This window comes from Sebaldella sp. S0638, assembly GCF_024158605.1.
GTDB lineage: Bacteria > Fusobacteriota > Fusobacteriia > Fusobacteriales > Leptotrichiaceae > Sebaldella.
This window is the reverse complement of record NZ_JAMZGM010000158.1, coordinates 1-7,637: the sequence shown is the minus strand read 5'-3', so window position 1 is coordinate 7,637 and position 7,637 is coordinate 1. Positions and strand designations below refer to the sequence as shown.

Genomic DNA, 7,637 nt, shown 5'->3' with positions numbered 1-7,637 from the left:
TCATAATAAAGTCCTCCTGTTTTTAGTTTATCATAAAAAGATTTTTTTATTTACAGACTTTTTATCACAGGCTCCGAGAGTGTCCATAATTCTTTGTAAACTCTAGATAATTCAATAAAATTAGTATGTACAGGGACTTTTGTTCCTGTTTTACATTCTTCCTTCAAAATAGATCGATAGCTGTGATACTATCTGTCCCCAGTTCTGAACCTTGCCTGTCCACTTTTTAGTTATTTCCTTTATCGATAAATAAATTGATTTTGACAATGAATCATCTGTTGGATAAGACGATTTTGTTTTGGTATATTTTCTCAGTTGCCTATTGCAATTTTCTATACTGTTTGTTGTATAAATTAATCTTCTTATCTCTTCTGGATACTTAAAATAGGTTGTTAATTCTTCCCGGTTATCCTGCCACGATTTTATTGCTGCTCTATACTTTTTACCTCATTTTTCTTCCAAATGCAATAAATTATCCGCTGCCTGCTCCAATGTTATTGCTTTATATATTGTTTTTAGATCTTTTGTAAATTCCTTCATATCTTTTGAAGCTACTATTTTATGCTGTTTCTTATTTGATGGACTACACATTTCTGTATTTCAGAATTTGTATATTTACCTTTTATTGCTTCGCTAAATCCTTTCAAATTATCTACTGATATTATCAGGATATCCTCTACTCCTCTGTTTCCTATCTCATTTAGTATATTTAGCCAGAATTTACTGCTTTCATTTTCTCCTATCCAGAAACCCAGTACCTCCTTTCAAATTTATTCCTATTAGTATATACACTGCTTTTTTTATTACCACACCATCCTGTCTCACACTGTAATGAATTGCATCCATAAATACTTATTGGATATACTTCTTCAAGCTGTCTTGTCTGCCATTCTTTTATTTCAGGTAATATCTTATCTGTTATTTTACTTATCATTGTTGTAGATACTTCTATTCCATATATATTTTTAAATGATCTTCTATATCTCTGTTACTCATTCCTTTGGCATAAAGAGCTATTATCTGACCTTCTATTCCTGTTATTTCTCTTTGATATTTTAGTATTATTTGTGGTTTAAATTCATTGTTTCTATCACGTGGTATATTTAATTCCACTTCTCCATATTCATTGGGAGAATAGCCGTTTCTTGAGTTTTGAGTATTCTTTTCATCATAATTATATTTTGAATACCCCAGTTCTTCCTCAATTTCTCCTTCAAGCATTGTTTGTATTGTTTCTCCAAGTAAATCTTTCAGCATATCCTTTATATCATCTGTTGTCTTTACTCCATACTGATCTATTAATTCTTTTATCAGCTTATTCTCTTTTTTTATCTTTTTCATAAAAAAACACCTCCAGATAATTTAGTTTACTAAATTTCTAGAGGTTTACACAACTTTTTTTACACTCCCGATAAAACAAAAAAATTGAATTACTTAGAATCCAACTTAATAATAAACAAAATAATTCAGTTGATAGCGATGCACTTAATAAACTCAGATACATACTTTTAAATAAAACGCCAGAAGATCACCCAGACATAAGAAAAATGTTCAATCTTTTAGGTATCAAAATACACGTAAAAAACTATGAAAGAATATTATTTAATATACGTCTTTCCTAGTATTGAGTTTAGTGTTCGCTAGAAAATATTGGAGCGGGAGACGAGGGTCGAACTCGCGACATTCAGCTTGGAAGGCTGACGCTCTACCAACTGAGCTACTCCCGCAACTATTCTAGTATATCTTATTTTTATTGCTTTGTCAATTGTTTTTTCAATAACTCTTCTATTGTACCTATTACTTTCTCTGGGTTTTCATCAGTATTAAAACCTGCAGCCTTTATATGACCGCCTCCCCCGAAACTCATTGCTATCTCATTCACGTCATAACTGTTCTTGCTTCTCAGACTGCCCTTTACTCGTCCTTCCTTTTCATCCTTCAAAAATAAAGAAGCCTCTATCCCCACTAAATCCAAGAGAGTCTCCGACATTCCGTCAGATTCGTCCCTGCCTATTTTCAGTTCCTCTGCCTTTTTGTCAGATAAATAATAGTAAGCAAACTTTAATTCTTCATCTATTTTCAAATTCTTGTACACTTCTCCCAAAAGTCTTGCTTTTCCCAAAGTTACACCAAAAAGAATATCTGTTATTTCATTATTATCTACACCGGCTTTAATCAGTTCAGAAGATATAAGAAAAGTTTCTGCTGTTACATTACTGTGTGTGAAATTTCCCGTATCATTTATTATTCCAAGATAAAGAAGTGAAGCTATTTCTTTGTCCAGTTCCACATCAAAAAGATCAAGAAATTTGTAAATTATTTCCGAAGTAGAAGACACATCCTCTACATAGTTTATATCTGCATAATTTGTATTGCTGATATGATGATCTATATTTATCATCTTTTTAGCATCTTTTCTGAGTTCAGCCACATTTCCTATTCTCTCTATATTCGCAGAATCAATAGCTATAAGCAGATCAATATCTTTCATCTTAAAATTCGGATAATACTCTACAAGTGCCCTTTCCTTAAAATGTCCCATAAATTTAGGAAGCTTATCATCCAAAACCAGACGTACATTCTTCATTTTATATATTTCATCACTGAAATTCTTCTTGTTATATCTGTCCAGTATAAGCATTAATGCCAAAGCAGCGCCAATGCAGTCTCCGTCAGAATTTATATGTATTGTAAGTACGATGTTTTGTGCTTCTTTTATTTCATCGGCTATTCTTTTAAGCTCCATATTTTCTCTCTCCTTCTTTAATAAACGTTACTCGATAAATCCTTCTCCCAACACCTGGTCAGCTTCGGCAATTATCACAAAAGCTTCTTTATCTATTTCTTTTATATACGATTTTAGTTCAGAAAGCTTTCTGTTATGAACCACTGTAATAATCATTTTTTTCTCGTCGTCTGTAAACATTCCGCTGGCTTTCACCACTGTTCCCCCAAGCTCCATATCTGTTATTATAACTTTCTTTATCTCAAGATACTTATCAGAGATAATATACACCATCTTAGCGTAACTCTCCCCTTCTGTAATTACATTTACCACACGTCCGGTAATAAACAGGCAGATTATGGAATACAGCGCTATTTCCACACCCATTGAAAATGCAGCAGCAAGAACTACTGCTAAATCAGCCAGAGCGAGCGAACTCCCTATTGGTATTCTAAACAGTTTATTTATTATACTTGCTACAATTACAGTTCCTCCGGTACTTCCTCCGACTTTAATAACCAGCCCTACTCCGATTCCTGAAATGATTCCTCCATAAATTACTGGAAGCATCAAATCTCCAGATTTTCCGCTTTCATGTAAAATACCTTCGGTTCCTAATATTTTCATAAGTATATATGTAAAAAATATCAAAAGCCCTATACTCAGTATTGTTTTATATCCGTACCTTTTCCCGAACATTTTCATTGATATCAAAATAAGCGGAATATTAATTACTGCTGTGGTTACCACAGGACTTATATTGAATAAATGAAACACAATTGTCGCTATTCCTGAAACCCCTCCCGGCGATATCTTTGCAGGCAGTAAAAAATGTATTGTTGCATATGCCGTCAAAAAATTCCCCAAAACTAAAAAAAGTATTGTATATGTTTTTTTTAAAATTCCCTCTTTCAAAACTTCCCTCCTATTTCCAGCCTTTTCCCCTTATAATCCAAAGCTACCGCTTCCACAAGCGTGGCTGTGTTTCTTCCTGTATTTATATGTATGATTTTTTTTACTATTTCTTTTTCCAAAAAACTTTCTGTAAGAGTCTGATTCCCGATGAATTCGCTGGCTTCATCCTCTACTATTTCCACTACCATATTTATAGACTTGCTCTCTTTTACTGCTCCTATACCATACAAAGATTTTACATTAATAATACCCACACCTCTTAATTCCATGAAATAGGGTATTTCTCCGCAATAGCCCTTTAGTATTTTATCCGGTGTAAGCACCACTCCCACTCTGTCGTCAGCTATAAGTCTATGTCCTCTTGTAACCAGTTCGAGTCCTGTTTCACTTTTCCCCACGCCGCTTTTACCAGTAATCAGAACCCCCAGCCCGTATATCTCCATAAGCACTCCGTGAATTGTAGTACGCGGTGAAACTTCAAACTCAAACAAATCCTCTGTAAGATCCAGAGTTATATTGAACTCATCTCTATTCTCATAAAGATTTATGTTTTTTCTTTTACAGTATTTTATAATTTCTTCTTTTACAGAACTATCATTTTTAATTAAAATACCGCTCATTTTTTTCTCAAAGTATTCTTCTAGTATCTGATGTCTTTCAGTATTTGTAAATCTCTCAAGGCGCAAAGATATATCCTCATCAAAAACATGAAGCCTGTTCATACCGTTTTGCAGACCTGATACTTCAAATACAGGATAATACAGCTCCGGACTATCAATAAAAAGTTCACTTTCTTCACCAGCTATTTTTCTTAATCCGGCTTTATTTTCAAAATTTTCTACAAGAAAAAGATTCTTATCTGAACTTTTTTCAGCCCTCATTTTATTTCTCCCAATCAGCTTTTTAGTTTCATCAAAGAAATTCATTGATGAATTTTCTCCCATTGATTTCAGCCTTTGGTTCAATGCCACGGCTTCCACTATCACGGAAAGACTTCTTCCGGTTCTTATGGGAATAATAGTTTTTGATATATTTATATCCAGTATTTTTTCAAATTCCTCATCCAGTCCGAGACGCTCAAATTTCTTTTTAGGCGACCAGCTTTCGAGAATCAGTATCATATCTATTCTCTTGCTTCTTCTTCCCACTGCTGTCCCAAAATTTTTTAAAACATCGAATTCCACTCCGCTGGTCATTTTCAACATATATTTGCTGTAGTCATTTATTATATTTTTCCCGAATATTTCATTTCCCTGATATTTTATTACTCTTATACCGTTATTTGAAATAAAGCTGTGTTTTTTCTTCATTAGTTCCAGTGCCAGTGAATTTCTAAGGCTTTTATCACCCTGAATCAAAACACCCAATCCGTATATTTCCAAAAACAGTGTATTTTCTATAACAGTCTCCTGCTTCATTTTTTTTCTGATGACTTTTTTCAGGCTTCTGTTTACTTCCTGAAATCCTGCCTTTGTTCTTAATATAACACAGTCTGCACTTTCTTCTTTCATCAGCTCTGTGATTTCCCTGATATCTATTCCATCTGATAATATCATAAATACAGGAAAATCACCAAAGTAATTTTTCAGTTTTCTTTTTCTTTCTTCTGCACTTTCTTTTTGAAGATATTCAAGCTCTTCATTCCCCATAATATTAATGCAGTTATTATTCGCAGATATTGTATCGGATACTAAGCTGCCAAGCATTTTCTGAATTTTTGGAGCAGTAATTTTCATGTCTTTCAGCTCACAGTTCTTGTAGACTTCTTCCAAAGCAAGGTATTTTCTTATCTCCAGTGCAGAAATTTCTACCATTTTATTCTCCTAATATTTTCTCTGATTATTCTAAAATATCTGATAATTCCCAGTGACAAATTTCTTTTTTTCCTGCATCCAGCTTTTTCAGGAACTAAATACCGCAATCCTATTTCTGGTTTATTATCTGATAACTATAATTTTTTACCTTAGCTTTTAATTTTTCCAGTTCCTCATTTGAAGTGACTGTTTTGGAAACAATGATGTAGACTTCTTTTCCGCTGCTTGTTTTACTGCTTCTTATTCTAAAGTCCCCGTCCAGCTTTTTTAAAGCCTCGTCTGCATCAGTTTTTTTATTATATGTTGCTACTCTGACATAGGATTTTATCTTAGTTTCCGGAGTTTCTTGTGCAGGTTTGGGTTCTTCGGCAGATGTATTTTCTTCATTTGGTCTGCTGTCAGATGTATCTCCTTCAGGTTTAGGTTCTTCTTTCTGCCCTTCTGCATTTACCTGTTCTGTATTCTGAACTTCCTGTGGGGGATTTTCTACTGCGGCAGCGGGTGTTCCCGTACCCTGATAAAAATCATTTCCCCTGATTTTTAATTTTGAAACAATATCATTTGTTACTTCTTTACGCTGCTTAAAAAAACCATATGTGAGATAAAATACATACGTCAGAAAAATCAAAAAGATAAAAAAACTTAAGAATCCGTTGTTTCTTCTCATTATTTTCTCCCAATCTTTTTATATTTGTTCTTGCGATAATACTCCCGCGAGATGACATACCAGTTCTTTGGAATTATTTGCCGCCAATTCTGTAAACTGCGAATATTCCATAGTAGAATCATCTGTTACAGAATCTGAAATTGATCTTATAACTATACATTTTTTGTCCAGTCTGTGACAAACCTGTGCCACTGCTGCACTTTCCATATCTACACACATTGCGTTAAATTCCTCTGCGAGTTCTTGTTTCGCCTGTTTTGAGCTGACAAACTGATCACCTGAAATTATAGTGCCGTTATATATTTTATTATTAGGCAGTTTATATTCGTTTACTATTTCCATTAATCTGTCATTTGATAAAAATACAGAAGTATCCATTCTCGGGATCTCTCCTTTTTTCAATCCGAATTCTCTTACATCCATATCATGCTGAAGCATTTTTTCACCTATTACAACATCTCCTACTTTCAGCCTGCTGTCCAATGCTCCTGCCACTCCTGAAAAACACACGGCTTTTACATTGAATTTTATTATCATTATAGTTGCCAGCATAGCAGCATTTACTTTTCCGATTCCTGACTCTGCCAGTACTATTTTTCTATTTCTAAGACTTCCTATATAGAATGTAAATTTACCTATTATCTCTTCATAGCTAAACTGCATTTCTTCTTTTATTATATTAACTTCTTCAGACATTGCACCGATTATACCGATCATAAATAATCCTCCTAAATTTTTTAATTATTCAGACTAAATTATATCACAAATGCAGAAAAAAAAATATCCCCTCCTTGCTGGAAGAATACAAAATTCTTCTTTTCCGGGAAAGGATATATATTTTATTTCTTATTTTTATTAATCAATTAATTTTTTTATGTAACTGCTTACAGTAAAGTAATCTATAGAGTTACATATAAACTGAACTCCTAAAAAGGCTGCTATTAATGCTATTGAGTTTTCCGGCCATGATATAATAAGGAAAACAGCAAGCAGTATTTCCACTATCCCTGTAAATATAAACAGACTCATTCCGGGATATCCTTTATTGGAATATGCTATTATTATCCTCATTATTCCAGCTATTAGAAACATGAATCCTATAAAAAACGCAAGAGATAATACAGCTACCATAGGATTCTTCAAAAACTCATATCCCAGAAAAATATAAGCTATCCCCAGTAATATTTCCAGTATAAGCGACCATATATTCTGCAGACTTTTGAAAAATAAAGTTGTCAGAATAAGGATAATACCTCCTGCTATAAATAAAACTCCCATTAATACACTTATTGCCCAGCTGGAAACCATAGGTTTTGCAAAGCAAAGCACCCCGGCCACTGCAAACAGTATTCCAAGAATAATGTAATACATTCTTTGTTTCTTTAAACTTTCCTGCCCGATATTTTTTAATTGCTCCAAATTCAAATGAATCATACTAAACCTCCTTGTATAATATGTTTGTAGTTAAAAAAGCTAAATTAACTACTTAAAATCTTTGTTACTTTATGTAATAATT

Annotated in this window: 6 protein-coding genes, 1 tRNA gene and 1 pseudogene; all 8 read right to left on the bottom strand. The window is 33.3% G+C overall.

Going from position 1 to position 7,637, the window contains the following annotated elements; translation table 11 throughout:
• Positions 1-150: 150 nt before the first annotated feature.
• Positions 151-1,341: pseudogene (locus NK213_RS18240) on the bottom strand (IS256 family transposase).
• 310 nt (positions 1,342-1,651) lie between these two features.
• A tRNA-Gly gene (locus tag NK213_RS18235) sits at positions 1,652-1,727 on the bottom strand.
• Positions 1,728-1,750: 23 nt separating this feature from the next.
• A complete protein-coding gene (locus NK213_RS18230; protein ID WP_253351893.1) occupies positions 1,751-2,746 on the bottom strand; it encodes a bifunctional oligoribonuclease/PAP phosphatase NrnA in 996 nt (331 codons plus the stop codon).
• A 27-nt stretch (positions 2,747-2,773) separates the two neighbouring features.
• Positions 2,774-3,640, bottom strand: a complete 867-nt coding sequence (locus NK213_RS18225; protein WP_253351891.1) for a YitT family protein — start codon at positions 3,638-3,640, stop codon at positions 2,774-2,776.
• Positions 3,637-5,454 (bottom strand): hypothetical protein, encoded by a 1,818-nt coding sequence (locus NK213_RS18220; protein WP_253351889.1) that lies wholly within the window; start codon positions 5,452-5,454, stop codon positions 3,637-3,639. Before NK213_RS18220 ends, NK213_RS18225 begins: the two co-directional genes overlap by 4 nt.
• A 109-nt stretch (positions 5,455-5,563) precedes the next feature.
• Positions 5,564-6,121: an SPOR domain-containing protein gene (locus NK213_RS18215; protein WP_253351887.1), complete on the bottom strand. Its 558-nt coding sequence runs from the start codon at positions 6,119-6,121 to the stop codon at positions 5,564-5,566.
• An 18-nt stretch (positions 6,122-6,139) separates the two neighbouring features.
• Positions 6,140-6,838, bottom strand: a complete 699-nt coding sequence (locus NK213_RS18210) for a 5'-methylthioadenosine/adenosylhomocysteine nucleosidase (RefSeq protein WP_253351879.1) — start codon at positions 6,836-6,838, stop codon at positions 6,140-6,142.
• 138 nt (positions 6,839-6,976) lie between these two features.
• Complete coding sequence (locus NK213_RS18205; RefSeq protein WP_253351877.1) at positions 6,977-7,555, bottom strand: HdeD family acid-resistance protein; 579 nt, start codon at positions 7,553-7,555, stop codon at positions 6,977-6,979.
• Positions 7,556-7,637: the final 82 nt, after the last annotated feature.